This is a genomic window from Embleya sp. NPDC020886 (assembly GCF_044333915.1).
Taxonomy (GTDB): Bacteria; Actinomycetota; Actinomycetes; order Streptomycetales; family Streptomycetaceae; genus Embleya.
This window is the reverse complement of the sequence record NZ_JBIRRX010000012.1, coordinates 186,609-212,502: the sequence shown is the minus strand read 5'-3', so window position 1 is coordinate 212,502 and position 25,894 is coordinate 186,609. Positions and strand designations below refer to the sequence as shown.

At 72.2% G+C, this 25,894-nt stretch carries 23 protein-coding genes; 7 read left to right on the top strand and 16 right to left on the bottom strand.

The features are described 5' to 3' along the window. Positions 1–558 precede the first annotated feature (558 nt). Positions 559–1,509, top strand: a complete 951-nt coding sequence (pheA, locus tag ACH4U8_RS34010) for a prephenate dehydratase (RefSeq protein ID WP_395782312.1) — start codon at positions 559–561, stop codon at positions 1,507–1,509. Between the two features lie 19 nt (positions 1,510–1,528). Here pheA and ACH4U8_RS34005 read toward each other — a convergent pair whose 3' ends face one another. Both ACH4U8_RS34005 and ACH4U8_RS34000 read right to left on the bottom strand, forming a co-directional pair. After that, a complete protein-coding gene (locus ACH4U8_RS34005) occupies positions 1,529–3,175 on the bottom strand; it encodes a diacylglycerol kinase family protein (protein ID WP_395782310.1) in 1,647 nt (548 codons plus the stop codon). 30 nt (positions 3,176–3,205) lie between these two features. Further along, entirely contained in the window at positions 3,206–4,018 is an 813-nt protein-coding gene (locus ACH4U8_RS34000) for a phosphatase PAP2 family protein (protein WP_360311227.1), read from the bottom strand. A 102-nt stretch (positions 4,019–4,120) separates the two neighbouring features. Between ACH4U8_RS34000 and serS the strand changes: the two genes are divergently transcribed. Both serS and ACH4U8_RS33990 read left to right on the top strand, forming a co-directional pair. Then, positions 4,121–5,398 carry a serine--tRNA ligase gene (gene serS / locus ACH4U8_RS33995; protein WP_360311229.1) on the top strand — a complete coding sequence of 426 codons (1,278 nt, stop codon included), beginning with the start codon at positions 4,121–4,123 and terminating at the stop codon, positions 5,396–5,398. Beyond that, positions 5,395–6,189, top strand: a complete 795-nt coding sequence (locus ACH4U8_RS33990) for an HAD family hydrolase (protein ID WP_395782308.1) — start codon at positions 5,395–5,397, stop codon at positions 6,187–6,189. Before serS ends, ACH4U8_RS33990 begins: the two co-directional genes overlap by 4 nt. 1 nt (position 6,190) lies before the next feature. On the opposite strand, the gene ACH4U8_RS33985 is transcribed toward ACH4U8_RS33990, so the two are convergent. The 5 genes from ACH4U8_RS33985 to ACH4U8_RS33965 form a co-directional block, all read right to left on the bottom strand. Further along, a complete protein-coding gene (locus tag ACH4U8_RS33985; RefSeq protein ID WP_395782306.1) occupies positions 6,191–7,450 on the bottom strand; it encodes a CynX/NimT family MFS transporter in 1,260 nt (419 codons plus the stop codon). Next, positions 7,447–8,217 (bottom strand): FadR/GntR family transcriptional regulator, encoded by a 771-nt coding sequence (locus ACH4U8_RS33980; protein WP_395782304.1) that lies wholly within the window; start codon positions 8,215–8,217, stop codon positions 7,447–7,449. Before ACH4U8_RS33980 ends, ACH4U8_RS33985 begins: the two co-directional genes overlap by 4 nt. Before the next feature lie 72 nt (positions 8,218–8,289). Beyond that, the gene (locus ACH4U8_RS33975) at positions 8,290–8,766 is read right to left on the bottom strand and encodes a hypothetical protein (protein WP_395782302.1); all 477 of its coding nucleotides are present in this window, start codon (positions 8,764–8,766) and stop codon (positions 8,290–8,292) included. Further along, positions 8,763–9,581 (bottom strand): alpha/beta hydrolase fold domain-containing protein, encoded by an 819-nt coding sequence (locus tag ACH4U8_RS33970; RefSeq protein ID WP_395782300.1) that lies wholly within the window; start codon positions 9,579–9,581, stop codon positions 8,763–8,765. The genes ACH4U8_RS33975 and ACH4U8_RS33970 overlap by 4 nt, the downstream gene beginning before the upstream one ends. A gap of 56 nt (positions 9,582–9,637) precedes the next feature. Then, positions 9,638–11,032, bottom strand: a complete 1,395-nt coding sequence (locus ACH4U8_RS33965) for an MFS transporter (protein ID WP_395782370.1) — start codon at positions 11,030–11,032, stop codon at positions 9,638–9,640. Between the two features lie 170 nt (positions 11,033–11,202). Between ACH4U8_RS33965 and ACH4U8_RS33960 the strand changes: the two genes are divergently transcribed. From ACH4U8_RS33960 to ACH4U8_RS33945, 4 genes are all read left to right on the top strand, one after another. Continuing rightward, the gene (locus ACH4U8_RS33960; RefSeq protein WP_395782298.1) at positions 11,203–11,874 is read left to right on the top strand and encodes a TetR/AcrR family transcriptional regulator; all 672 of its coding nucleotides are present in this window, start codon (positions 11,203–11,205) and stop codon (positions 11,872–11,874) included. 58 nt (positions 11,875–11,932) lie between these two features. After that, positions 11,933–12,820: an LLM class flavin-dependent oxidoreductase gene (locus ACH4U8_RS33955; RefSeq protein WP_379987934.1), complete on the top strand. Its 888-nt coding sequence runs from the start codon at positions 11,933–11,935 to the stop codon at positions 12,818–12,820. An 85-nt stretch (positions 12,821–12,905) separates the two neighbouring features. Next, complete coding sequence (locus tag ACH4U8_RS33950; protein ID WP_360311245.1) at positions 12,906–13,709, top strand: HAD-IIB family hydrolase; 804 nt, start codon at positions 12,906–12,908, stop codon at positions 13,707–13,709. 169 nt (positions 13,710–13,878) lie between these two features. Then, entirely contained in the window at positions 13,879–14,853 is a 975-nt protein-coding gene (locus tag ACH4U8_RS33945) for a phosphotransferase (RefSeq protein ID WP_395782296.1), read from the top strand. 69 nt (positions 14,854–14,922) lie between these two features. On the opposite strand, the gene ACH4U8_RS33940 is transcribed toward ACH4U8_RS33945, so the two are convergent. From ACH4U8_RS33940 to ACH4U8_RS33900, 9 genes are all read right to left on the bottom strand, one after another. After that, a complete protein-coding gene (locus ACH4U8_RS33940; RefSeq protein WP_395782294.1) occupies positions 14,923–16,488 on the bottom strand; it encodes a protein kinase in 1,566 nt (521 codons plus the stop codon). A 393-nt stretch (positions 16,489–16,881) separates the two neighbouring features. Beyond that, on the bottom strand, positions 16,882–18,033 hold the full coding sequence (locus ACH4U8_RS33935; protein WP_395782292.1) for a protein kinase: 1,152 nt from the start codon (positions 18,031–18,033) through the stop codon (positions 16,882–16,884). A 165-nt stretch (positions 18,034–18,198) separates the two neighbouring features. Continuing rightward, complete coding sequence (locus ACH4U8_RS33930) at positions 18,199–18,732, bottom strand: bacterial proteasome activator family protein (RefSeq protein ID WP_360311253.1); 534 nt, start codon at positions 18,730–18,732, stop codon at positions 18,199–18,201. Positions 18,733–18,759: 27 nt separating this feature from the next. Beyond that, positions 18,760–21,603, bottom strand: coding sequence for an FtsX-like permease family protein (locus ACH4U8_RS33925; protein WP_395782290.1), 2,844 nt, complete (start codon positions 21,601–21,603; stop codon positions 18,760–18,762). Further along, positions 21,600–22,349, bottom strand: coding sequence for an ABC transporter ATP-binding protein (locus ACH4U8_RS33920; protein WP_379987936.1), 750 nt, complete (start codon positions 22,347–22,349; stop codon positions 21,600–21,602). Before ACH4U8_RS33920 ends, ACH4U8_RS33925 begins: the two co-directional genes overlap by 4 nt. Continuing rightward, on the bottom strand, positions 22,346–22,930 hold the full coding sequence (locus tag ACH4U8_RS33915) for a PadR family transcriptional regulator (protein ID WP_360311259.1): 585 nt from the start codon (positions 22,928–22,930) through the stop codon (positions 22,346–22,348). The genes ACH4U8_RS33920 and ACH4U8_RS33915 overlap by 4 nt, the downstream gene beginning before the upstream one ends. A gap of 98 nt (positions 22,931–23,028) precedes the next feature. Continuing rightward, entirely contained in the window at positions 23,029–23,841 is an 813-nt protein-coding gene (locus ACH4U8_RS33910) for a hypothetical protein (RefSeq protein ID WP_360311261.1), read from the bottom strand. 152 nt (positions 23,842–23,993) lie between these two features. Continuing rightward, positions 23,994–24,713: a hypothetical protein gene (locus ACH4U8_RS33905; protein ID WP_395782288.1), complete on the bottom strand. Its 720-nt coding sequence runs from the start codon at positions 24,711–24,713 to the stop codon at positions 23,994–23,996. Between the two features lie 196 nt (positions 24,714–24,909). Beyond that, on the bottom strand, positions 24,910–25,890 hold the full coding sequence (locus ACH4U8_RS33900; RefSeq protein ID WP_395782286.1) for an NAD(P)H-quinone oxidoreductase: 981 nt from the start codon (positions 25,888–25,890) through the stop codon (positions 24,910–24,912). Positions 25,891–25,894 lie beyond the last annotated feature (4 nt).

Sequence of the window (25,894 nt, the reverse complement as noted above, 5' to 3'; positions counted from 1 at the left end):
GACGGCATGTCGATTCCCCTGGCGCCCGCCACCCTCACCGGCCCCGTCACGGTCCCCGTGCCCCCGCTCGCGCCGCCCGCGATCGGAATCGGTCCAACGCCCCGACCGGCGACGGACCGAACACCCAGCGCAAGCCGGGTGCAACCCCCTCGCCGTCATGATCGGCACCACTCCTCGCAACAACCGTCGGTTCGCCGCCACCCACCCGGCCACCGACAGGGACCCCGACGGTGCGCGTCCCCACCCCGCACCGACCCACGAAGCCGACCCGCCCCAGCACGCGTTTGACGACGAACAGCCCCGCCGACAACCGCCCCGTCGCCTGAACCCCGAACCCCACCACCACCCGGTCGAAGCCCCCGTCGCGCCACCCCCACCATCACCGGCCCGGCGACCGGGAGCAGCCCGGCGACGCGCCCGGGCCCGCAGTCCCCGACAACCAGCCTCGCCGCGTTTTCCACAGGCTCACCCGCACCCTCGCGGCGGCACCACACACCGCGACCGTCCACACCACGGAACACGACCGGAGCACGCCGGCCGGCTCAGTACAGTGACGACATGTCCGACGCCCGCACGCCCGCCGCCGCGCCCCGCTGGACCTACCTCGGCCCCGCGGGCACCTTTACCGAGGCCGCCCTGCGCATGCTGCCGGGCGCGGAGCACGCCGAGGTCACCCCGATGGAGTCGGTGCCCGCCGCCCTGGACGCGGTCCGCCGCGGCGACGCCGACGGTGCGGTGGTCGCGCTGGAGAACTCGGTCGAGGGTGCCGTGTCCATCACGCTGGACGAACTGGCCACCGGCGCCCCGCTGGTGATCACCGCCGAGATCCTGCTGCCGATCGCCTTCGCACTGCTGGTCCGTCCCGGGGTGACCCTGGCCGACATCAAGACCCTTTCCAGCCACTCGCACGCCCAGCCGCAGGTGCGCAACTGGCTCTCGGCCAACCTGCCCGACGCGCACTGGTACTCGTCCGCGTCCAACGCCGACGCCGCCCGCCTGGTCCAGGAGGGTCGCTACGACGCGGCCCTGGCCGGCGAGTTCGCCGCCGGGCCGTACGGCCTGGTGCCGCTGATCACCGACATCCACGACGTCGAGGGCGCGGTCACCCGGTTCGTCCTGGTCGAGCGCCCGGACCGGCCCACCGTGCCCACCGGCGCCGACCGCACCACCGTGGTCGCGTACATCGTGGACGACCACCCGGGCGCGCTCCTGGAGATCCTCCAGGAGTTCGCCGTCCGCGGGGTCAACCTGACCCGGATCGAGTCACGGCCGACCGGGGACGGGCTCGGGCACTACTTCTTCTCGATGGACGCCGAGGGCCACGTCGCCGACGCCCGGGTCGGCGAGGCGCTGATGGGGCTGCGGCGGGTGTGCGCGGCGGTGCGCTTCCTCGGGTCCTACCCGCGCGCCGACCAAGTCCGTCCGCAACTGCGCCGGGGCACCTCGGACGCCGAGTTCGCCAACGCGAGCGAATGGCTGGCCCGCGCCCGCGGCGGTGGCGGGATCTGAATCGGTACGGCGCCGCCCCTCAGGGCACCCGCACCGTGAGCGAGCCGGGCCGGATCCGCACCGCGAGCCGGGTGCCGGGCCCGATCGCATCGCCGTCCAGCTCGCGCGGCTCCGGCCGATCGGTCTCGATCAGCACCCGTCGGCCGGTGAAGTGCTCGATCGGGCGCAGCCGTTGCTGCTTGACCGGCACCACGGCCGGCTCCTGGGAGCGGCGCCGGCCTATCACGCGGACCGTGGCGTGTGCCCAACCGGTCATCCCGTAAGGCGCGAACACCACCACGTCCAACAGCCCGTCGTCCGGCGCCGCTCCCGGCAACAACTGCATGCCGGCCTGGAGCGCGCCCACGTTGCCGACCAGCACCATCCGGGCCCGTCGCCGGATCGGCTCACCGTCGTCCACGGTCAGCGTCACCCGCATCCGCCGATCGCGCAGGTGCCGGGCGCCGGAGACCACGTAGGCGGGCCAGCCGACCTTCTTCTTGAGCGCGTCCGGCGCGTCCGCGACCATCGCCGCGTCCAGCCCGATGCCGGCCATCGCGGTGAAGCAGCGCGGCTCGGTGCCCGCCGTGACCGCGAGTTCGTCGTCCGGGTCCACCGTGCCCAGGTCGATCCGCCGATCCCGCCCGTGCATCGCCACGTGCAACGCGTCGGCGATGTCGATCGGCAGGCCCAGGTTGCGCGCGAGCAGGTTGCCGGTGCCCGCCGGAATCACCGCGAGCGGGGTGTCCGTACCGGCCAGCGCACCGGCGCACTCGCGGATCGTGCCGTCGCCGCCCGCCGCGATGACCAGGTCGACCCCCTCGGCCAACGCCTTCGCGGTCACCCCGGCGCCCGGATCGAGCACCGTCGTCTCCAGCCACAGCGGTTCGGCCCACCCGGCGTCGTGCATGATCCGGTCGATCCGGGTGCGCGACTCGGCCACGTCGAGCTTGATCGGATTGACCACCAGCGCCGCCCGCGGCAGCCCGCCGTCGGCCCCCTGCGGGGCCTCGCGTCGCCGGGAGCGATAGCCCCAGACCGACTTCGGGGACAGCAGGGCGCGGTTCATCACCACCAGCACGACGCTCGCGTACACCATCGACAGCAGCACGTCGCTGGGGTGGTGCATGCCGCGGTACATCCGGCTACCGGCCACCGCGAGCGGTATCGCGCCGAGCAACACCCAGACCAGGACCGCCGGCCAGCGCCCGCGCAGCCGACCGGTGAGCAGCACCGCCAGCCCGCCGTACAGCGCGAACGCCGCGCCGGTGTGCCCGGACGGGAAGCTCGACGTCGCGGCCGCCGCGTCCAGGCGGGGGACGTCCGGGCGATCGCGCGCGACGAAGAGCTGGACGAGGAAGAACACCAGCGCCTGCCCGGCCACCGAACAGGCCAGGAACATCGGACCGCGCCAGGAGTGGCCGACGATGCGGGCCACCACGACCGCGAGCAGCGTGGTGGCGATGATCACACGGGTGTCGGCCAGTGTGGAGAACAACCGCGTGACGTCGTTCCAGCCGCCCGAACGATGCTCGGCGAAGGTGCGATCGAGGTCGTCCTCGACGGTGAACGGCCAGACGCCGTCGAGGGTCTTGGTGATCAGCAGACCGAGGCCGACCATGACGAACGTCAATATCGCGAGGGGCAGGACGATACGGCGCAGGAACCGTCCTGCTTCGGTGAGCATGACCGACATTCTTACCCGGCCGTGCTTCCTTCAGTTCCGCCGATCCGAGGAGTGCCCGTCGGTTCCGGGTCGAATGTGTGAAATCTCCGGATCGAGGTCGTGCCCCTCGATCTCCGGTTCCAGGCCCTCCTCGGTCGCGTCCACGTCCCGTAGACCGGCGTCGCGGCGCCACCATTCGAAGACCGCGGAGGTCGCGGCGAGCACGATCAGGCCGAGCACCCAGCCACCGACCACGTCCGTGACGTAGTGCACGCCGAGCGCGACCCGGGTGAAGCCGACGCCGATCGCCGAGCCGATCGCGACCACCCAGGCGATCGGCCGATACACCCGAGGTATCAGCGGCAACAGCGCCAGCAGCAGCACCCCCGGGCCGACCACACCCATCAGCGCGTGCCCGGACGGGAAGGACCAGCCGCCTGCGTGGTCGACCGGGTTGGGCAGATTCGGCCGGGCCCGGGTGAAGACGAGCTTGAGCCCCGCACCGAGCAGGCCGCCGATCACCATGGTGGCCACCGCCCACACCACCAGTCGGCGGGCGCCGCGCCACCAGAGCCAGACGCACATGACGGCGACCAGCAGCCGGTACATGTTCGGATCCCAGACCCAGTCGCTGAGGATCCGCAGCGCGTGTTGCCAGTCGGGATGTTCGCGGACCCAGTCGTTGAGGCCGGTCGCGACGTCCTTGTCCAAGTCGAGCAACGGCGACCACTTGGTCTCCACCAGCAGCGCGAGCAGCCCGAACGGCACGGCGCCCACCAGCAGCGCGAGGGCGACCAGGGTCAGCCTGAGGCCGAATCGCCGGTCCGGGTCGAGGCGCTTCCTGGTCCAGGTGGGAGTGCTCATCTCTCATTCTTAGCCCGGATTCGGGCCGGCACGTGTGTTTGCGGGTGGTCGGCTTCGTCGCACTCGCGAAATCCGTTGGCGGGGCCCCGGTAGGCTTTGGCCGTGATCGACCTGCGACTGCTCCGTGAGGATCCCGACCGTGTCCGCGCTTCGCAGCGCGCCCGCGGCGAGGACGAGACCATCGTCGACGCGCTGCTCGCCGCGGACGAGCTCCGCCGCTCGTCCGGTTCCCGGTTCGACGCGCTGCGCAACGAGCAGAAGTCGATGGGCAAGCAGGTCTCCAAGGCCAAGGGCGACGAGCGGCAGGAGCTGCTGACCCGGGCCCAGGCGCTGGCCGCCGAGGTCAAGACCGCGGACGCGGAGCAGGCCGAGGCCAAGGCCGAGACCGACCGACTGCTCAAGGCGCTGGCCAACCTGATCGACCCGGACGCGCCGGTCGGTGGCGAAGAGGACTTCGTCACGCTCGAGGAGATCGGCACGCCGCGCGATTTCGCGGCCGAGGGCTTCGAGCCGCGCGACCACGTCGAGCTGGGTCGGATGCTCAAGGCGATCGACGTCGAGCGGGCCGCGAAGGTGTCCGGCTCGCGCTTCTACTACCTCACCGGCGTCGGCGCGCTGCTCGAACTCGCGCTGGTCAACATGGCCATCGCGCAGGCGACCGAGGCCGGCTTCACGCCGATGTTGACGCCCGCCCTGGTGCGTCCGCACGCGATGGAGGGCACCGGCTTCCTCGGCCAGGCCGCGGAGAACGTGTTCCACCTGGAGGCCGACGACTACTACCTCGTGGGCACCGCCGAGGTGCCGCTCGCGGCGTACCACATGGACGAGATCATCCCGGCCGCCGAACTGCCGCTGCGCTACGCGGGCTTCTCGCCGTGCTTCCGCCGCGAGGCGGGCACCTACGGCAAGGACACGCGCGGCATCATCCGGGTGCACCAGTTCGACAAGGTGGAGATGTTCTGCTTCGTCGCGCCGGAGGAGGCCGAGGCGGAGCACCGGCGCCTGGTGGCGTGGGAGAAGGAGTTCCTGAACCGGCTCGAACTGCCGTACCGGGTGATCGACGTCGCGTCCGGCGACCTCGGCGCCTCGGCCGCGCGCAAGTTCGACATCGAGGCGTGGATCCCGACCCAGGGCAAGTACCGCGAGGTCACCTCGACCTCGAACTGCACCGAGTTCCAGGCCCGCCGGCTTCAGGTGCGGATGCGCGACGAGCAGGGCACCCGCCCGCTGGCCACGCTCAACGGCACGCTGTGCGCGGTGCCGCGCACGATCGTGGCGATCCTGGAGAACCACCAGCAGCCGGACGGCTCGGTGGTCGTGCCGGCGGCGCTGCGTCCGTTCCTCGGCGGCCGTGAGGTGCTGGAACCGGTGCAGGCGTGACCTTCTCCCTGGTCGCCACCGACCTGGACGGCACGCTCCTGCGCGAGGACCACACCGTCTCGGCGCGCAACCGTGCGGCGCTGGCCCGGGTCACCGCGGCCGGTGCGAAGCACGTGATAGTGACCGGGCGCGCGGTGTCCTGGACGCGTCCGGTGTTCGAGGCGTTGGGCTACCGGGGGCTCGCGGTGTGCGGGCAGGGCGCGCAGGTCTACCACGCGGGCGAGCAGCGGCTGCTCACGTCGGTCACGCTGGACCGGGCACTGGCCAGGCTGGCCACCGAGCGGTTGACCGAGGAACTGGGCGACGTACGGTTCGCGGTCAGCCGGGACGGGTTGACCGGCGAGGTCGCGGTGGAGCGCGGTTATCCGTACAACCCGGTGTTGCCGGTGCACGTGCTCCGTGACCGCGACGAGCTGTGGTCGGAGCCGATCCTCAAGCTCTACCTGCACCACGACGACTACGACGACGACCGGCTGACCGCGTGCGCCCGCAAGATCTGCGCCGGTCTGGTGGACGTCACGCATGCCGGCACGAACATCGTCGAGTTGTTGCCGCTGGGCCTGAGCAAGGCGGTCGGCCTGTCCCTGGCCGCGCGCAGGCTGGGCGTCAAGGCCGCCGACACCATCGCGTTCGGCGACATGCCCAACGACGTCACCATGTTCAAGTGGGCCGCCCACGGCGTGGCCATGGCCAACGCCCACGCCGAACTGCTCACCGTCGCGGACGAGGTGACCCTGTCCAACATGGACGACGGCGTCGCGGTGGTCCTGGAGCGGCTGTTCCCGGCCTGAGTCAGCCGACGGGTGGCCCGGCGGGCACCGAAACCTCCCGCGCCACGCGCACGTGGATCGGCCGCGAGGCGCCCACCCCGCAGACCAGCGCGCACCCGGACAACACCAGCATCAGCACGATCGGCACCGTCCACCCGCCCGTGGCCTGGTGCAGCGCCCCGGCGGCCAACGGCCCGAACGCGGCGAGCACGTAGCCGACCGCCTGCGCCATCCCGGACAATTGCGCGGCCGTGTTCGGATCCGGCGAGCGCAGCACGATCAGGGTCAGCGCGAGCGACACCGCGGCGCCCTGGCCCAAGCCCAGGATGGCCGCCCACGCCCACGCCCCGCCGGTGGGCGCGACCATCAGCCCCACATAGCCGACCACGATCAGGCCGACCGAGCCGAACACCAGCGGGCTCTGGTTGCGCATCCGACCGGCCAGGATCGACCCGGCGAACGAGGCCGGGATCTGCACGAACGTGCTGAACGCGAAGATCGTCGCCGCGGTGCCCTTGCTCATCCCGTTGTCGGTGAGGATGGTCGGCATCCAGGCGAGCAGTACGTAGAACAGCAACGACTGCAGGCCCATGAAGCCGGTCACCAGCCAGGCCAACGACGACTTCCACAGGCCCGGCACGTGCGGCATCGCGGCCGGGACACTCCCGCGCCGGCGGCGCACGTGCGGCAGCCAGACGGCCACCGCCACGAAGGCCAGGAGCGCCCAGACGCCGAGCGCCGGCTGCCAGCCGTGTCCGATGGTGTTCTCCAGCGGCACGGTCGCACCCGCCGACACGGCGGCGCCGAACACCATGGCGGCGCTGTACACGCCGATCATCGCCGCCGCCCGGTGCGGGAACTCGCGCTTGACCACGCCCGGCATCAGCACGTTGAGCACCGCGATCCCGGAACCGACCAGCGCGCCGCCCGCGAACAGCGCGGTCAGGTCCGGAACCACCCGCAGCAGGATGCCGAGGCCGACCACGACCAGCGCACCGAGCAGCACGAGTTCGGTGCCGTACCGGCGGGCCGCGATCGGCGCGAGCGGCGAGATCAGGCCCAGGAACAGCACCGGTATCGCGGTGATCAGGCTGCCCGTGGTCGCGGACAGATGGAACACCTCGCGCAGTTCGCCCACCAGCGGGGACACGCTGGAGAGCCCGGCCCGCATGTTGAGCGCGATCAGCACGATGCCGGCGAGCAACAACGCGCCACCGGTCGCCCTGGCGGTGCCGCCGGCGGCCTTGCCGGTCGGGGGTATGCGCAGCTCGGTCGTGCTCATGCGTCGTGCTCCCTGCGGTGGTGCTTCGTCGGGTCGTGCAGCAGTGCGTCGAGGGCGAGCACGGCGGGTTCGAGGATGCGGCGCACGGCCGACTCGGCCGCGTCCGGATCGGCCGCCTCGATCGCCTCGGCCAGCGCCACGTGCAGGCCGTGCGACGCGTCCGGGAGGGTGCCGTCGCCGACCACCGTGCGGATGGCGCGCCACAACGAGTCGCTGAACCAGCGGTAGGTGGCGACCATCGCCGAGTTGTGCGACGCGATCGCGATCGCGGTGTGGAAGGCCACGTCCTGTTCGACCAGGTCGTCCAGCTCGCCCTCGGCCGGCTCGCCCCGGTCGAAGTCGTGCGGCTCCGGGCTGTCCGCGCTGCCGTCCGCCGCGCCGCGACGGATCAGTGCGCGGCGGATCCGGTCCAGGTCCTCGGCGGTGCGGCGCTGGGCGGCGAGCCGGGCGGCCTCCACGTCCAGCGCACGGCGCATCTCGAAGATGTCCCGCAGGTCGGCGTGCTCGATCCGGCGGACCAGGTCGCCAGGGTCGGTGGTGGAGCGTACGTAGGTCCCGTCGCCCTGGCGCGACTCCAGCATCCCGGCGTGCACGAGCACGCGGATGGCCTCGCGCACGGTGTTCCGACCGACCCGCAGCCGTTCGGCGATCACGCTCTCGCTGGGAATGCGCGCGCCGACCGGCCAGGTGCCGGCGGTCAGTTGGGCGCGGAGCTGATCGATCGCATCGTCGACGAGGGAACGTCTACCGGCTGCCTGGAGCGACATGGACTCTCCCGAATTCGTGGGGTTGCCCAGTCATCCTACAAGTAGCTGCACAATGCATGCACCGGGGATCGCTCAGCGGCCCGTCGTCGCCGGGACGATCCGGAAGTCCCGCCGGAAGACCAGGTTGTGCAGGTCCGCGGCGGCGATCGCGCGCAGCGTGGGCAGTTCCTCGGCGGCGTCCTCGGGAGTGAACACGTTCAGCGGCCAGTCGCCGACCGTGCCGCCGCGCAGGTGCGGGTGGTGGAAACCGGCGCCGTAGTACGCCCGCAGGAGGATCGGCCCGAGGCCGGCCGCGCGTTGTCGCGGCCAGGACAGCTCCCAGACCGCCTCCAGGCCGCCGTCCCGCGCGGGTCGCACGCCGGTGGCGGTGCACTCGCCGGTGCCCAGCAGCAGATCGTGGTCCAGGTCCGCCAGGGCCCGGCGGGCGTGCGGGTCGAGCAGCGCGACGGCCGCGCGGAACAGCGCCTCCTTGTCCGCACGCGAGACCGCGTCGCCGTGGGTGCCGTCGCGCAGGTCCGCGAAGTGCCGAAGCAGAGCGCCGTTGTTCATCGATTCCTCCGGGTGGGTCGGGCCGCGTGGTGGGTCGCCGCGTACGCGGTGCCCAGGCGGTGTCGAAAGCTCGGGTCGGTCAGGAAGGCGCCGTGGCCGGTGCCGGCGGGTTCGTGCAGTTCGACCGGGACACCGGCGGCGCGCAGTCGTCGGGCGTGGTCGCGCACGTCGTCCACGACCGGGTCCAACGCGCCGGCCGCGAGGATCGCGGGGGCGACCCCGGCGAGGTCGGCGGCCTCGCGCGGGGTGCTGTACAGCGCTCGCGCGCCGACGGCGGCCGGGTGGACCGACGCCTGTCCCCGGTACGCCCGCCAGGCCGAGCCGAGCGCGGCCCGGGACGGGAAGGCGGTGGGTCGGCTGCGGTAGGACTCGGCGCGGCGGTCCGGGTCGATCGGCGGGTAGGCGAGCAGTTGCCCGGTGAGCGGCCGACCCCGGTCGCGCCGGACCAGTGCGGCGCAGGCGGCGATCGTGGCGCCCGCGCTGTCCCCGCCGACCGAGAGCGGCTCGGCGCCGACCCGGTCACCGGCCCAGTCCAGCACGGTGAGCAGGTCGAGCAGGGCGGCGGGGTGCGGGTGTTCGGGGGCCAGCCGGTAGTCGACGCCGACCACCGTGGTCGAGGCGACCCGGGCCAGGTGGGCCAGCGCGGGCGCCCAGTCCTCGGTGCCCCCCGAGTGCCAACTCCCGCCGTGCGCCCAGACCAGGAGGCCGGCCGTGCCGGGGCCGCCGGCGAAGATCCGGACCGGGACGTCGTGGTCGGCACCGGGCACGGGGATCGCCGGCGGCAGGGTGTCGAAGGCGGCGTGGGTCGCGGTCATGACGGATCTCCTCGGTCTGCTCGGCGGCACTGGGTCGAGACTCGCCCGGCCATCGCTCAGGTGGCCGAGCGCCCGGTCCGACGCGGGGCCAGGAACAGGCCCGCCAGCAGCGCGCCGAGCAGGACCAGGGCCGAGTCGGCCAGGATCGCCACGCCGACCCCGGACAGGACCGCGTCGGGTCCGGTGCTGCCGAGCGAGTTCATCCGCGCGGTGGCGATCGCGCTCATGATCGGGATGCCCATCGTGATGCCCACCTGCTGGGTCATCGTGGCCAGACCGGTGGCCAGGCCCTGTTCGTCGTCCGGCAGGCCGGAGGTCGCGGTGATCATGAAGCCGACGATCATCAGCATGTTGCCCACACCGCCGACGAAGGTCGCCGCGAGCAGCAGCCAGATCCAGCCGCCCGAGCTGCCCAGGGCGACCAGCGACACGGTGGCCAGGGCCTGGACCACGCCGCCGGCGACGATCGTGGTGCGGGTGCCGAACCGGCCCACCACCCGGCCGCCGAGGGTGCCGCCGAGGACCGTGCCGATGCCCAGCACGCCGAAGGCGAGCCCGGTGGCCAGCGGCGAGTAGTCCAGGACCTCCTGGAGGTAGAGCGTGAGCAGGAAGACCAGCGAGGTCTCGGTCACGAACGCGATCAGACCGGTGAGGTTGCCCCACAACACCGAGCGGCGCTTCATGATGCCGACGGGGACCAGCGGCGAGGCGGCGCGGCGCTCGATGAACCAGAAGGCGACCAGGAGCACGACGCCGGCGACCAGCGAGCCGAGCGTGCCGGCCTCGCCCCAGCCCTCGGCGCCCGCCTGGGTCAACCCGAAGACCAGGGCCAGCAGGCCGCCGGTGACCGCGATCGCACCGGGCACGTCGAGCCTGGGCCGGTGGGTCGGCCGGGCGTCGGTGATCACCGACGGCGCGAGGATCAACACCAACGCGGCCACCGGCACGTTGACGAAGAAGGCCCAGCGCCAGGACAACATGTCGGTGAGCAGGCCGCCCAGCACCGCGCCCGCGGTGAATCCGGCCGACATCAGCGCGCCGTTCAGGCCCAGCGCCCGGTCCCGCAGCGGCCCTTCCCGGAAGGCGGTGGTCAACAACGACAGACCCGCCGGAGTCACCGCCGCGGTGGCCAGTCCCTGGAGCACCCGGGCGGTCAGCAACATCTCGGGCGACGTGGCGAAGCCGCCGAGCGCGGAGGAGGCGCCGAGCAGCGCCATCCCGCCCAGGAACAGTCGCTTGCGGCCGAACAGGTCCGCGACCCGGCCGAACAGCAGGGTGAAGCCGGCGGCGGTCAGCGCGAACGCGGTGGCCACCCATTGCAGGTTGTTCAGCGAGAAGCCGAGGCCCTCGCCGACCACGGGCAGGGCGACGTTCAGGATCGAGAAGTCCACCGCGATCATGAACTGGGCGCCGAGAAGGAGGGTGAGGATCAGCTTCTGCCGGCCGGTCATCGAGCTGCGCTCGGTGTCGGGTACGGCGGTGGGTGGGGCCGCGACCGGCCTGTCGGTGTGCTCGAGCGTGGACATGTGAATCTCCCGAGATGCTCTAACGGGTCTACTTTCCCGTTAAGATGCTCCGAAGGTAGCACGCTGGAACGACTTAATGGAACAGGAGTCCCGTTATGACCTCGGACGGTCTCGCCGGCGATCCCCCTCCCGGCTCCGCAGGCCATCCCCCGGCGCCGGGAGAGGGGCCGGCCGACCCCGGCACGGTCCGCCCCGGCGGGCGCACCGCCCGGGTCCGCGAGGCGGTGCTGCGCGCGGCCGGGGACGCCCTCGCCGAGCGCGGCTTCGCCGGCCTGGACCTGGCCGACGTCGCGCAGCGGGCCGAGGTCGGCAAGACCACCGTCTACCGACGCTGGGGCAGCACCACCGCGCTCGTCGCCGACCTGCTCGTGGACATGGCCGAGAGCTCGGTCGCGCGCACCGAGACCGGCTCACTGCTCGGCGATCTGCGGGCCAACGCGCACCTGGTGCGCCGCACCCTCACCGACGAGCGGCAGGGCGCGCTGTTCAAGGCGGTGATCGCCGCGGCGACCTGCGACGCCCGCACCTCGGACGCGCTGCACGCGTTCTACGCCACCCGGATCAAGGAGTGGGCGCCGTGTGTGGAGGCCGCGATCACCCGCGGCGAGGCGCCGGCCGGAACGGACCCGCACGAGGTGATCCGGGCCGTGTCGGCGCCGCTGTACTACCGACTGCTGGCGAGCGGCGACCCATTGGACGAGGCGAGTGCGGAACTCGCCGCGACGGCCGCCGCCGCCGCGGCCCGGGCGGGGGCGTACGTGCGCTGACCGAACCGCGGCGCCGGCCCGTCGCGGGGTCGGCGCCGCGGGCACGTATGGTCGAGCGATGCGTTTGAGCACTGTGATCCTCCCGATCCACCGCTGGACCGAGGGCCGAAAGGTGTGGCGTCGCGCCGAAGACCTCGGGTTTCACGCCGCCTACACCTATGACCACCTGTCCTGGCGCAGCTTCCGCGAGCTTCCGTGGTTCGGGGCGATACCCACCCTCACCGCGGCCGCGACGGCCACCGAGCGGCTGCGGCTGGGCACCATGGTCACCTCGCCCAACTTCCGCCACCCGGTCACCCTGGCGAAGGACCTCGCCGCCATCGACGACATCAGCGACGGCCGGTTGATCGCGGGCATCGGCGCCGGCGGCACCGGCTTCGACGCCACCGCGCTGGGCCAACGGTCGTGGTCCCCCCGCGAGCGGGCCGACCGGCTCGCCGAGTTCGTCCCGCTGATGGATCGCCTGCTCAGCGAACCGGCGGTGACCCAGGAGGGCACCTACTACACCGCGCACGACGTGCGGATGATCCCGGCCGGCCGGCAACAGCCCCGGGTGCCGATGTACATCGCGGCGACCGGTCCCCGAGGCATGCGCCTGACCGCACGGCACGGCGAGGGCTGGATCACCTACGGCGACCCCCGCGGCCCCAAGGACGTCCCGGCCCAGGACTGCCCGGCCGTGATCGCCGAACAGCTCGCCCGCCTCTCCGACGTCTGCGCGGCCGAGGGCCGCAAGCCCGACGAGTTGGCGAAGGTGCTGCTGCAGGGCTCGACCCTGGAGCGACCGCTGGACTCGCTGGACGCGTTCGTCGACTACGCGGGCCGCTACCGCGAGCTGGGTATCACCGAACTGGTGCTGCACTGGCCGGTGCCGGACTCCGTCTTCGCGGCCGACCCGGTCGTCTTCGAACGCATCGCCACCGAGGGACTGCGCCAACTCGACTGAGCGATCCGGTCCCGCGCGCCGGGCGCCCGGACACCGCGCCCGGCCCCGTGGACCCGACGAATCGTTTCTGAGCGAGGATGTACCCGTGACGATCACGAATCGCCCACGCCTAGTGGCCACCGACCTCGACGGCACCATCGTGCGCGACGACGGGTCCATCTCCGAACGCACCCTCGCCGCGCTGGAACTGGTCGAGTCCGCCGGCGCCGAGGTGGTCTTCGTGACCGGCCGTCCACCGCGCTGGATGAACCGCGTCGCCGAGGTCACCGGCCATCACGGCCTGGCCATCTGCGGCAACGGCGCGGTCGTGTACGACCTGCGCGCCGAGCGGATCGTGGGCACCCACACGATGGACGTGACCGCCGCCCGCAAGGTCACCGAGCTGCTTCGCGAGGCGGTGCCGGACGTGTGCTTCGCGGTGGAGACCGAGACCGGGTTCATGCACGAGCCGGACTACCCCGCGGTGGAGCGCGACGTGTCGATCGTGCACGCGGTCGGCCCGGTCGAGGAACTGTTGACCGGGCCGGTGCTCAAGCTGCTCGCCCGGCACCACAGCCTGGACCCGGACGTGTTCCTCGCGCTGGCCCGCGAACGGGCGGGCGCGTACGCGGAATTCACCCACTCCTCGGCGATCGCCCTGGTGGAGATCAGCGCCTTGGGCATCAGCAAGGCCAGTACCCTGGCCTGGTTCTGCGCGCAGCGCGGGATCCGTACCGAGGACGTGGTGGCGTTCGGCGACATGCCCAACGATCTGCCGCTGTTGGCCTGGGCCGGACAGGCGTACGCGGTGGCCAACGCGCACCCCGACGTGCTGGCCGCGGTGGCTCGGCACACCGGCAGCAATCAGGAGGACGGCGTCGCCCAGGTCCTGGAAAAGTTGTTCGGCTGAGTCGGGCCGGCGCCGGTCGGTATCGGTGTACGCACCGGCCGACTCCTCGAACGCGTGACAACAAAAACACGCTTACGCGTGAAGGTTGCACAGTGTAGCTACTCGATTGCTTTCCGTGACATAGATTGGCGCCGTGTACACCCCCTCCCGGCCAGGGTCCCCACTGGCTGTGACGATCGACCGCTACCGAGTCGGCGAGGCTCTCTCGTTCCGGCCCATCGCCGAGGGCCTCCTCAACCGAGGTTACGAGGTCGTCACCACCAGGGGACGCTGGTTTCTCAAGCACTATCTGGACCAACGACCCGACACCATCCGCTTCCAGCACCACATCACCCAGCGGCTCGCCGTCTGCGGGATACCCGCGCTCCCGCCGGTGGCCGACCGGCGCGGGCGCACCGTGCTCACCTCGCGCGGCCGCTGGTTCGCGCTCTACCCCTGGGTGGAGGGCACCCACCGACGCGGCACCGAGCTCGACGCCCGGGGCTGTGCCCGGGTGGGTGCGCTGCTCGGCGGCGTGCACGTGACGTTGCCGAAGCTGCTCCCGCCCGTACAACAACCGCTGCTGGTGCCCACCGCCGACCCGCACGAATCGTTGGCCACCGTCGAGCGCCTGCTCACCCGGATCCGCACCCGATCCGAGCCGAGCGCGTTCGACCGGCTCGCCGAGCTGCGGCTGATCGAACGGCGCGCGATGTTGCTGCGGCACGCGCACCGACGGCCACGCGACCACGAGGCACCGCGCACCGGCTACGTGCACGGCGACTTCCACCCGCTGAACCTGCTGTATCAGGGCACCGAGCCGGTGGCGATCATCGACTGGGATCGGCTGGCGGCCCTGCCCGACACCGAGGAGCTGGTGCGAGCCGCGCTGATCTTCTTCACCGACCCGATCTCGGGCACCCTCGACCTCGATCGGGTCCGCGGCTACGTGGCCGGCTACCGCGGCGTGGTCGACCCGGGACCCACCCAACTCGCCGCCGCCGTGCACCGACTGTGGTGGGAACGACTGAACGACTTCTGGATGCTCACCCGGCACTACCTCGAACACGACCCGCGGTGTGCCCCGCTGTTTCCCGCGTCCGCCGCACTGATCGTGTGGTGGACGATGGCCTACGACGAGGTCCTGAAGGCGTTCCTGGGCTGACGACCGACCCGGTACGCGAGAACCCGCGGGCGCCACGAATCGTGGCGCCCGCGGGTTCGCAGGCTCGGATCAGGGGGTCGTGCCGGTGCCCGGATTGCCCGGACCGCTGCCACCGCCACCGACCGGGTCCGGCGGCTTCGTCCCGCCACCCTTGGTCGGCGTGGTGGACGTGGTCGGGCGCGTCGTCTCGGACGGCTTGGTCGGCGGGGGCGAGGTCGGCGGGTGCGTCTGGCCCGTGGTCGTCCCGCCCGGATCCCGCGTGTTGCCGAACGTCGGGTTCGAACGCGTCTGCGGCGGGAAGGACGGGGTCGTGCTCGACGTCGCCTTGCCCGGGTCGGGCTTGTTGCTCGTAGCCGGCTGGGCGACACCGTTGTCGCTCGTCGTGGCGGCGGGCGACTCCCGCTTCGTCGACGGACTGTCGCCGCCCCCGAACCCCTTGGCCAGGAACACCGCCCCGACCGCCACCAGGATCACCGCGAGCGCGGCCACCAGGAAGACCGGCAGCCTGCGCTTGGGCGGCGGGTCGTGCGGCAGGATCGGCAGCGGTCCGGTGCCGCCGTCGTTGGCGGACTGCCCGGGCAGCGTGCCGGTACCGGGGTGCCCCGCGAGCGGCGGCATCGCGGCGGTGGCCTCGGCCGAGCCGGAGTGCGCCGAGCCCACCGCCGTACCCGCGGCGGCCTGGCTCCACGAACCGAACTCGGGCCGCGGCGCCTGCTGGGTCGGCACCCGCGGCGGAACCGCGACCGAGACCTGCTGACCGGCCAGCGCCCGGCGGATGTCCATCCGCATCTCGTCGGCGGTCTGGTACCGGTCGTCGGGGTTCTTCGCCAGCGCCTTCAACGCGATCGCGTCCAGGTGCGGAGGCACCCGCGGATCCATCATCGACGGCGGCCGGGGATCGTCCTGGACGTGCTGATACACCACCGACAGCGGCGTATCGCCGTTGAACGGCGGGCGCAGCGCCAGCAGTTCGTAGAGCAGGCAACCGCTGGAGTACAGGTCGCTGCGCGCGTCGACGGTCCGACCCAGGGCCTGCTCCGGCGACAGGTACTGCGGCGTGCCCATGACCATGCCGGTCTGGGTCATCGTGGTCGCCGCGCTGTGCATCGCGCGGGCGATGCCGAAGTCCATCACCTTGACCGCGCCCGAGTTGGTGATGATCACGTTCGCGGGCTTGATGTCGCGGTGGATGATGCCGTGCCGGTGGCTGTACTCGAGCGCCTCCAGGATGCCCTCGGTGACCCGCAGGGCCTGCTCCAGCGGTATCGGGTTGCCCTCGCCGAGCAGTTCGCGCACCGTGCGGCCCTCGACGCACTCCATCACGATGAACGGCACCAGCTCTTCGCCGACCCGGTCCTCGCCCGTGTCGTAGACCGACACGATCGCGGGATGGTTGAGCGACGCCGCATTCTGGGCCTCACGGCCGAAGCGCGAGCGGGCCACCGGGTCCTGCGCGAGGTCCGGGCGCAGCGTCTTGACCGCGACCGTGCGGCCCAGCCGTACGTCGTGGGCCATCAACACCTCGGCCATGCCACCGCGACCGAGCTGGCGGCCGAGTTCGTAGCGGCCGGATCCGACCGTCTTCACCTGTGTGCCGGACGCCTCGTGGTCGTCCGGTCCCTGCGGCGGGGTCATCGCTCCTCGCCCTGTGCGTCGGGGCGGCCCGCCCGGGGCCGCCGAACTGGGCCGATGGAGTCCGCCGCGAGCAGATCGGAGCGGAAAACACCACGGGAGCGGGGGAGCACGACGGTTCCAACGACCGGCCGGCCACAAAGGCACGCCGACTCGGACGTCAGGGTGGTGGCCGGGGACTCGGCGATCATCCTCGGCAGTCCCCTCACGTGGCGCCCGGGGGTGAACCCGCGCCGAAGTGCAGATGAAATGTGGTGCTTCCTCGGTTCAAGTCCCGAAACGATACCGGGATCGGTGGTACTCCCGGGTGAGAGCCCATGGTAACGGGATTCCGGCACCCCGGCCGATGCCTTGGGCCGCTGCCGGCACCGGACCGCGCGATCGTGCCGGCGCGGGTCAGCGCAACATCAGGATCGACGCGAGCACGGCCAGCACGCCCAGCACGGTCGCCGCGAACGCGGCGCCCGCGCCGCTCCTGCGGCCGTAGGCGCCCGGCGCACTGTGCGCGCCCGCCGAACGGGCCCTGGGCCCGAACCCGGACAACATCCGCACCCACGGCGGACCGCCGCCCGGCAGCCGCGTCGGTCGCTGCCCCATCGGCCCCGCCGACGTCGCCGGTATCGGCGGTCCCGGCGGCGGCGCCGGGACGCCGGCACCGTAAAGCACCGAATCCCACACGTCCGCGGGCAGGATCCGGCGCACCGACTCGCGCATCCGCCCGGCGGTGTCGAAGCGCAGACGCGGGTCCTTGCGCAGCGCGTGCAACACCAGATCGTCGACCGCGCCGGGCACGTCGGGCCGGTACGCGGAGGGCGGGGTCGGCTCCTCGCGCATGTGCCGATACGCGATGTGCACGGCCGTACCGCCGTCGAACGGCGGCATCCCGACCAGCAGTTCGTGCAGCAGGCAGCCCACCGAGTACAGGTCGCTACGGGTGGACGCGGGATGACCGAACGCCTGCTCGGGGGAGAAGTACTGCGGGGTGCCCATGATCCGACCGGGGTCGGTGAGCGCGCCGTCGGTGACGAACAGCGCGCGGGCGATGCCGAAGTCCATCACCTTGACCTCGCCGCTCGGCGTGATCATCACGTTGACCGGCTTGATGTCGCGGTGCACCAGACCGCGGTCGTGGCTGTACTCCAGCGCGTCGAGCACCTTCGCGGTGATCGCCAGGGCGCGCGGCCACGGCACCGGGCCGTGCGCCTCCAGCAGATCGCGCAGGGTCAGGCCCTGGATCAGCTCCATCACGATCCACGGCACCAGCACGCCGTCCTCACCGGGATCGGCGCCGGTGTCGAACACGGAGACGATCGTGGGGTGGTTCAGCGCGGCGGCGTGCTCGGCCTCGCGGGCGAAGCGCGAGCGCGCGACGGTGTCCTCGGCCAGGTCGCTGCGCAGGCGTTTGACCGCGACGATGCGATCGAGCAACAGATCGTGCGCCTCGTGCACGACGGCCATGCCGCCGCCGCCGATCCGGCGCCCGGTGCGATACCGCCCACCGCCGAAGACACGCCCGTTCGCCCGAGCCGGGTCCCCCGAAACGGTCACCGTCAGGCCGCCCTCCACGCCGCACGACTCGCGCACGCCCTCGGCCCGAGTCGACCTACCGAAAAGCGCTCCCGTCGCATCGCCGACAGCCTGTCAGAGACACGACGAGAGCGCAGCGGGTCGGTGCCATCGCGCACCGACCCGGGGTACGCCCCTACCGGAACGCTAGAGGTAGGGACCCGACTGGGTGTGCGGCGGTTCGCCCTGGCCGCCCGGAGCCATGCCGGGCGGCAGTGCCCGGCGCATCGTCTCCAGTTGTGCGCGCGCCGCCATCTGCTGCGCGAACAGCGCGGTCTGGATGCCGTGGAACAGGCCCTCCAGCCAGCCCACCAACTGTGCCTGGGCGATCCGCAGCTCGGACTCGCTGGGCACCGAGTCGTGGGTGAACGGCAAGGAGAGCCGATCCAGCTCCTCCACCAGTTCAGGGGCGAGCCCCTTCTCCAGCTCCTTGATCGAGCTGGCGTGGATCTCCTTGAGGCGCACCCGGCTCGCCTCGTCGAGAGGAGCCGCGCGCACCTCCTCCAAAAGCTGCTTGATCATGCTGCCGATGCGCATGACCTTCGCGGGTTGTTCGACCATGTCGGTCACCGCGAGTTCACCGCCCTCTTCACCGAGGCCGCCGCCGAGCGCCATGCCATCCGGCCCGACGATCACCACCTGCGGGTTTTCACCATTCGCTTCGTTGTTCGGCGTATCCATACATCTCATCCTAGGAGCGCCGGAGGGTTATCCCGTCCTGCTGCGCACCACCGCACGCGATCGTGTCAAAAGCGCCGCGAGCAGGGCCGCGAGGATCGGCAGCACGATCAGCGCGAGAGCCATCTGCGTCCACGGAATCACCAGTTCGGGAGCATGCAGCCGGCTCCTGGCGTCGGCCGGCATCGCGTCCCACAGCGCCGACTTCTGTCCTCGGCGCACGACCACCCCCGCCAGTGCACCGGCCGCCAGTCCCAGCGCGGTGCCCAGGAGCGCGATCACCCCGCTCTGGAACGCGGACAACCGGCGTCGCACACTCGGCGGCGCGCCCACCGCGCCCAGGGTGGCCAGATCCTTCTGCGCGTCGGCCAGGGCCAATCCGGTGGCCACCCCGGACGCGCCGATCGAGATCACCAGCGCGAACACCGCGAGCAGCAACATGCGCGCGTCGCTCCTCGGCTGGAAGCCCCGCTCGACGAAGACGAAGCCCCGGTCGGAGACCTTGGCCACCTGGTCCTCCAGCCGTTGCTTCTCCGCGTCCGAGGGCGAACGCCCGGCGTCGTAGACCAGACCGGCCGGCTCGACCGCGGCCCCGAGCACCCGGGCCGCCTCGGGCGAGGCGAACATGCCGGACAGACCGAAGGGGCCTCGCACCGACACGGCGGGCAGCCGGACACCGGGCGGATCCGCCCGGACCTCGTTCGGGGCGGGCGGGCGAACCGGTCCGGCGAGGAACATCTCCTGCGCCTTGACCTCGACCGTGCCGTCCGGCCCGACGTAGCCGTCCTCGAACAGCACGACCCCGCCTCGGGACAACACCTCGACGGCGCGTGGATCGTCCGCGCCGGTCAGCTTGCGCAGCAGATCCGGCTCCCCGACGACCGACTGGAAGAAGCCGTTCCGGGACCGCACCTCGACCGGGCAGCGCGGATCGTCGCGCCACCGCTGCGCCTCCTCGGCGTTGCGGGCCGGGCAGCGGGCCTCGGGCAACTTCTGCGGCTGGTACGTGACACACCGGCCCTCCCCCGTACAGGGAGTGCCCAGGGTGCCCAACACACCGCCCTTCGCGTCGGGCAGGATCCGCTCCACGGCCTGCCGGACGTCCTCGGCCTGCCCGGCGCTCACCACCTCCTCACCCGGTATCCCGCTCATCGGCATGCGCCCGGGGAAGCCGACCAACACGTGGTTCTCCTGGGCATTGGGGCGGTACTCGTTGCGCTCGTCCGCGTTCTGACTCGACCAGACCACCGCGATCACCACCGAACCCGCCACCGCGGCCATCACCGCGGCCATCGCGGGCGCGCTGCGCGGACGACTGCGGGCCGCGTCACGCAGCGCCAACCGGGGAGTCAGCGGCAGGAATCGGCCGAGCCTGGCCGTCGCACCGATCAGCGCCGGGCAACACGCGACCAGGCCGAACTCGGCCGCCACCACCCCGGCGACGATGATCTTGTCGTCCGCCCGATCCGCGCCGAACAGGGCGACGCCCACGCCGAGCGCGGTGACCGCGGCCCCGACGATCGGCAACACGCGCGAGCCGCGCCGAACCCCCCGGCGCCCGGTCAGCGAGGCGGCGATGTCCTCGCGGGAGGCCAGCCAGGCCGGGACGAGCGCGGCGAGCACACCGACGGCGACGCCCACCGCCCCGATGCCGAGCAACTCCAGCGCTCGCACGTCGTAGCGGCCCGACAGCGCGCCGGAACGCTCGGCGACCCAGTTCCGGATCGACGCCGCGACGACCAGGCCCACCGCCGTACCGACCACGGCCCCGATCACGCCCAGGACCAGCCCGCCGCCGAGCACCACCGCGCCGATGTGCCGACGGCTGCCACCCGCCACCCCGATCAGCCCGAGTTCGCGTCGCTTGCGGCGGGCACCCACCGCGAAGGCCGGACCGGCGAGCAGGATCATCTCCAGCAGACCCAGGCCCAGGCCGATGCCGCCGAGCCGAAGGGCCCGCGAGTCGGCCCACTGGCGCGGGCTGTCGAAGATCCAATCGGCCCTGGCGGGCGGATCCCGCAACACCGCGGCGGACCTGATCAACAGACCCTGGCGGTTCGCCGCCGACACCTCGGACCACGGCATGCCGCCCCGGACCCGGATCAGCGTGGCGTTGTCCATGCCGTAGACCCTGATCCCGCCCGGTCGCGCGTGCATCTCGTCGATCAGGGCGCCCGGCGCGGCCATCACCACCTGGTCGCGCAGGCGGTTCGGCAGCACGATCGTGCCGACGATGCGAAAGGTCTTGTTCGTGGACTTCTCGGTCAGCGTTCCGCCGACCCGGTAGCCGGCCGATCGGCGCAACTCCTCGGTGACCACGACCTCGTCCGCGGCCCGGGGAGCCCGCCCCGCGCGTTGTACGACCATGCCCTCGGCGAGCGGGTTGCCGTAGTCGAACTCACGGATGCGCACGTCGGTCCGACCGTGCGCGGTGGACACCGCGCCGAAGGTGGCACGGTCGGGCAACTGCTCGGTGACACCGGGGATCAGCGAGGCCGGATCGCGACGCGGTGCCGCCTCGGTCGGCGCCGCGTCGGCCTGTCCGGACTCGGCCGGGGTCGGCGCCGCTCCCCCGGTCGTGTCCACGGGCCGCCAGTCGTCACCGGTCGGATCCTGTCGAATCGCGACCGGACGATTCCCGGGCTTGGAGTTGCCCCGGTCGGTGGTGTCCGACACCAGCGCGTCCGCCCGCCCCATCGAGCGGGAGATCACCTCGTCGGTGTCCAACTGCACGCTCCGCCAGGTCACATCGGCCGCGCTCATGCCCAGCACCGGGACCGCGATCATCGCGACGATCAGCGCGCTGCGGCCCTTGGCCCGCAGCGCGTCCCGACGGGCGATCCGCAGCGTCGCCCGCCACGAGCTCACGCTCATCGCGAACCGCCCCGGGACAGCAGCGACTCGGCGTCGGCCGAGGGGCCGGTGTCGTCCACGAGCCGACCGTCGCGCAGGAACACGATCCGGTCCGCCCAGGCCGCGTGCCGGGCCTCGTGGGTCACCAGGACCACCGCCGCGCCGGACTCGCAGCGCGCGCGTAACACCCGCAGCACCGCCTCGCCGGTGGTCGAGTCGAGCGCGCCGGTGGGCTCGTCGGCCAGCACCAACCGGCGCTCGCCCACCAACGCCCGGGCTATCGCCACCCGTTGTTGTTGGCCGCCGGACATGTCGTCGGGAAATCGCTCGCCGAAGTGTTGCAGGCCGACCTCGGTCAGCGCCTCGTGCGCGGCCTGCCGGGCCCGGCGGATCGACATGCCGTCGAGTTCGAGCGGCAGCGCGACGTTCTCCGCGGCGGTCAGCGCCGGCACCAGGTTGAGGTCCTGGAAGACGTAGCCGATGCTGCGTCTGCGCAGCGCGGCCATCCGGCGCCGATTGAGCCCGCCCAGCGGCCGGCCCTCGACCAGCACCTCGCCGTCGGTGGGCCGGTCCAGACCGCCCGCGAGCATCAACAGGGTCGACTTGCCCGAGCCGCTCGGTCCCATCACGGCGAGCATCTCGCCCGGTACGACGGCCAGATCCACCCCGGCCAGGGCTTCGACGCGGACGTCGCCCCGACCGTGGACGCGGCCCACCGACCGGAGTTCCAGTATCGGTTCCACAGTGCCCCCTGTAGCCGTGGTCATCGGCGCGCGCCGCGCCTGCGGACGGGTGTGGGCCGCTCGTCCGGCGCGGGCGCGGCCGGCTCCCGCTCGGCCGCCCGACGGGCCAGCCGCGCCTCGCAGTGGTCGAGCCAGCGCACCTCGGCCTCCGCGTGGAAGATCAGTGATTCCAGGACGAGTTGCCACGCCATGTCGTCCTGGGCCGCGCGGGTCTTGAGCCGGGTGTAGTCCTGCAGCGCCCGCAGCGTGTGGGTGCGCTGTCCCTGGACCACCACCCCGACGTCGATGCCGGGCACGGTGACGGCCATCGCGAGCTTGATCGCGAGTTCGTCCCGCGGCGGGTTGGTCCGCGACACCGGCGCCTCGAACCACGCGCGCAGTTCGAGCCGACCTTCGTCGGTGATCCGGTAGAAGACGTGCCCTTCGTCGTCCTCGCCGTCCGGCGCGACCAGTCCGTCGCGGTCCAACCGGCCGAGTGTGGTGTAGACCTGACCGACGTTGAGCGGCCAGGTGGATCCGGTCCGGGCCTCGAACTCGCTCCGGAGCTGATAGCCGTAACGAGGGCCCTGATCGAGCAGTGCGAGCAGACCGTGCTTGATGGACATACCGAGTATGTATACCCGGTATGCTCGACGGCGCAAGACGGCACGCGGTCGGAAAGGTGGGTGCGAGGTGCCGGATCGGCCGGCGAACGGGCCAGTCGTCAGTTGTCGTTGGGGATTCCGACGCGGCAATTGAAGTCGAACGTGTACCGCTCGGTCTGCGCGTTGGCGACCGGTTGCAGGATCAGCAGTTGCACGACCCCGTTCACGTCGCCGAACAGTTGCGGCGGGATGCGCCAGGTGACCGCGATGCTCTGCTGGCGCGGGCCGCTGCCGGTGAAGTGCAGGATGTCCTGCGGATACACGAACACCTTCTCGTACACCCACTGGAAGACCACGTCCCCCGGGCCCGCCCCGTCCACGAGCACGGTCCCGAGGAACTCCACCTGATCGATGCCGTTGCAGCGCACCCAGGAGCCGTTCGCCCGGTCGGCGCCCAGCCGCACGTCGCTCACCCGGAACCGCTGGCCCAACGGCGGTGGCGGGGTCGGCGAGGCACCACCGGGGCCGGCCGTCGTGGGACCCCCGCTCGATCCGCCGGACGGTCCGCCCGGGGCCGAGGTGGCGGGCGGGTTACCCGGTCGGTCGCCCGAGCCCGGGGAGTTCCCGGGCGGGGCGGTCACCGTCTCGGTCACCGTGACCGTGGGCACCGGGACCGGCTGCCCGTTCGTGGTCGGCGAACCGGCCGACGTGGGTGCGCCGCCGGTCGGCGCGGGGGTGCCCTCGATGCTCTGGTCCTGGGCGGGCAGTTGCGGCGGGATGTCCGCGGGTGTGGGTGCGGATCCGTTGTGGCGGGCCGGCATGCCGGGGCCGGAGCCGCAGATGTTGGTGAGCACCAGCAAGGTGATCAGGGTCAGCGCGATGATCGTCGGGCCCAGCGGTATGCGCCGGTGAAATCCGCCGATCGACCCCATCACGCCTCCTTCCCCACCACCGGTCGGACGTTCCCGGAAGGTACCGCCGCCTCGGGACGCGTCCTCGACGAGCCTGCACCCTTCATTCCCGATGCGCCAGACACACAGTCTGCCCGGCGGAACCGACGCCCGTCCCGCCGCTCAGTGTCCGCTCAGTGTCGTCGCGGCGCCGGGAAACACCGGATGAGCAGTCCACCGGCGCAGACGATACCGGCTCCTCCGAGGGCAATCAGAGTCAAATTCACAACGGATGGACCGGTTCTGGGCAGCGTGGGCGGCGCATCGAAGGCCCAAGGGGTGACAGGAGCGGAGGTGTCGGTCGAGCCGATCGGGTCGGACTCGATCAGATACCGCGCCACGACGCGCCCGCCGGAGCGCACGGCGTACACCCCGGGCCGATCGTCGCGGGTGATCTCCGCCCCCCAGGAACGGAGTTCGTCCAGGCCGTCGGTGCCGCCGGTGAGCAGGAGTTCCCGCTCGACGTCGAGCACCGCCCGGCCCGATTCGTCGGTCACCGGACGGGCGCCGTGGGCGGCCAGCCGGTCCAGGAGACGATCCCACTCCTGTTGGGTGGGCGGATCGGTGACCGGGGCGGGCTTCGGCGGGCCGGTGGGCTCGGCCGGCGCGTGTCCGTGCACCGCCGGGTCGGGATGCAGTTCGGCCGTGCCCGGCGCCCGCCCGCGTGGGGAGGCGCCCGATTCCGCGTCGCCGGGCGGGGGCGTCACGGGCGGCGACCCGTCGGTCGGGGCGGGCGTCCCGGCACCGGTCGGCAGCGACGCGCCGGCGATGACCGGGGCACCGGGAAGGGCAAGGGCCGCCGCGAGCACACACCCGGCAGCCAATCGACGCGCGAAGCCGCCGGGGGTAGGCATGTCGTCAGACTAAGGAATATCGACAAAAGACCCATCCAGCGACATTCGCCTCGGCGGACCGATCATCCGATTTTCATTCATCCGGCGGCAGGTCGCACCGACCCACCGCACCGACACCACCCGCGGCGACCCGCCGACCCCTCGGGACTCACGCCCGCCTGCGGCGACCCGCAGCCGCGACCCGCGTCCCGGCGGGTCAACGCACCTTCAGCAGCACCTTGCCGATGTGCCCGCTCTCCTCGACCACACGGTGCGCGTCGGCCGCCTCCGCCATCGGCATGATGCGGTCGACGATCGGCCGCACCCGCCCCGCGTCCAGGAGCGGCCACACGTGCTCGCGAACGGCCGCCACGATCGCGGACTTCTCCGTCGTCGGGCGGCCGCGCAGCGAGGTCGCCGCGATCGCGGCCCGCTTCGTCAGCAGCTTGCTCAGGTCCAGTTCGCCCCGAGCACCGCCCTGGAGGCCGATCACCACGAGTCGGCCGTTGACCGCGAGCGCGTCCACGTTGCGATCGAGGTACTTGGCGCCCATGTTGTCCAGGATCACGTCCACCCCGGCCCCGTCGGTGGCCTCGCGGACCCGGGCCACGAAGTCCTCGTCCCGATAGTTGATCGTGACGTCGGCACCCAGTTCGCGGCAGCGCGCCAGCTTGGCCGCCGATCCCGCGGTGGTGAACACCCGGGCGCCCGCGGCCGCGGCCAACTGGATCGCCATCGTGCCGATGCCGCTGGACCCGCCGTGCACCAGGAAGGTCTCGCCCTTGCGCAGATGGGCGACCATGAACACGTTCGACCAGACCGTGCAGACCACCTCGGGCAGCGCGGCGGCCGAGACCAGGTCCACCCCCTCGGGCACGGGCAGCAGTTGACCGGTGGGCACCCGGACCCGCTCGGCGTACCCGCCGCCCGCGAGCAGCGCGCACACCTCGTCGCCGACCGCCCAGCCGGACACCCCGGCACCGACCTCGACGATCCGGCCGGAGGCCTCCAGGCCGGGATGGGGCGATGCGCCCGCGGGTGGATGGTAGAACCCCTGGCGCTGCAACAGGTCGGCCCGATTGACCGCCGACGCGGCCACCTCCACCAGCACCTCGCCGGGTTCGGGTTTCAGGTCCGGGACCTCGGTCCAGGTCAGTACCTCGGGTCCGCCCGGCTCGGCAATCGTGATCGCGTACATGGCA